3 protein-coding genes are annotated in these 1,514 nt (G+C 67.2%); all 3 read right to left on the reverse strand.

Annotated features, from left to right (window positions below; all coding sequences use genetic code 11):
* Positions 1-945, reverse strand: a 945-nt coding sequence (locus tag CQZ88_RS21420) for a DUF3560 domain-containing protein (protein ID WP_102800282.1), incomplete at its 3' end; no start/stop codon positions are given.
* A gap of 77 nt (positions 946-1,022) precedes the next feature.
* Positions 1,023-1,238: a hypothetical protein gene (locus CQZ88_RS21425; RefSeq protein ID WP_102800277.1), complete on the reverse strand. Its 216-nt coding sequence runs from the start codon at positions 1,236-1,238 to the stop codon at positions 1,023-1,025.
* Positions 1,239-1,264: 26 nt separating this feature from the next.
* The gene (locus CQZ88_RS21430) at positions 1,265-1,456 is read right to left on the reverse strand and encodes a hypothetical protein (protein ID WP_102800278.1); all 192 of its coding nucleotides are present in this window, start codon (positions 1,454-1,456) and stop codon (positions 1,265-1,267) included.
* Positions 1,457-1,514: the final 58 nt, after the last annotated feature.

Here is a 1,514-nt window from a genome sequence, read left to right on the forward strand (position 1 = left end):
TGGGCGGATGGGGGTGTGGGCGTCCTCGGCGCGGGCGTCGGTGATCTTGCCGTAGGGCAGTCGGTCGGTCCAGCTGTAGGCGGTGGCGACGGTGACCGACTTTGCGTTGACTCGGATCACCTTGTGCCAGGTGCCGGAGCAGTTGACGAAGCATCCGGGGCGTAGGTCGGCGCGGCTGTAGAGCTTGGGGCCGTCGGTGGCGTCCTGTTCGGCGCGTACCGCGGTCCAGTATTCGATGTCGCGCTCGAGTTCGGCTTTGTTGAGTTCGAGCTGGTGCATGTGGTTGCTGGTCTCGGCGGTGTGTCCGGCAGCGCGGTACTTGGTGAGGTGGCGTTCGATGCTGCGTAGTTCGGCGCTCTGTCGTTCGATGCGGCGGTGGATCACTGCGGGGGTGTAGCGGTGATCGGTGCTGCGGGCGGTGCTGCGGGCGGCGATGCGGGCGGATTCGGCGGCTGAGCGGGCGGCGGCGTCGGCTTCGATCGCGGCGCGGGCGGTGGTGTGGGCGCGGTCGAGGGCGCGGCGGTGGCGTCGTTCGCTGTGATGTCCCACTTTGATGGGTTCTCCGCCTTCGGGCAGTGCTGCACAGGCGTGGTCGTGGCGTGCGTGGGCGGCGTCGGCGGCGGTGGCCTTGCGTTCGGCCTTGACTGCGAGGGCGGCGGCGCGGTCGGTCAGACGCTCGTTGCGGTCGTGGTGGGCGTCGGTGCCGTCGCGGAGGGTGGTGTCGATGTCGGTTTCGACGTCGTATCCGGCGGCGCGCAGGGCGGCGGCGGTGTGTTCGATGCGGGCGAGGTGGGGGGCGCGGTCGCGGCTGTGCGGGATGTACCAGGCGGTGATGCTGCGTCCCCATTTCCACCCTGCGGTTTTGAGGATCGGGGCGGTGCCGTCGCCTTTGCTGGTGCCGTCGATGATCGTGCCCTCTGTGGGGGTGTGCGTGATGGTGAGCATGTGCGCGTTTCCTGTTCGGGTCGGTAGTGCGCGCCGGTGGGGAGTCGCGGTGACTCCCCACCGGCGCGGAGTGTGGATCAGTACTCGGCGATGAAGACCGGCCAGTGGGGGCTGGGGCGGGTGGTCCAGCGGAGGATCGGCCGCCAGTAGGTGGTGGTCCGGTAGGCGCGTTCCTCGTGGTGGGGGCACATGACCCACTCGCCGTCGGTGTGGGTGGCTTCGGTGGTGCAGCCGTTGTAGTCGCACCACTGGTCGGGAAGCTCGAGTGTCTGGACGGGGGCGGGAGTGGTCATCGCGTCTTTCCTTCCGGGGTGGTCGGTCAGCTGAGGCCGGATTCGATTGCGGCGCTGATTTCGTCCTCGGTCATGCCTGCGGCACGGGCGGCGGCCTTGGTGTCGCGGGACTCGGCCAGGACTACGGAGATGTCCTGGCCGGTCGAGATGTTCTTGAGCAGGGCATCGATGTCGCGGCCGAGGCTGTGGAGCTTCGCGGTGATCTCTTCCTTGTTCATGCCTCTAGTTTACATCTGTTTTGATGATTTTTCGATGTTTTGTTGGTGTTTTTTCGGT

Source organism: Rhodococcus sp. ENV425 (assembly GCF_002887785.1).
Taxonomy (GTDB): Bacteria; Actinomycetota; Actinomycetes; order Mycobacteriales; family Mycobacteriaceae; genus Rhodococcus; species Rhodococcus aetherivorans.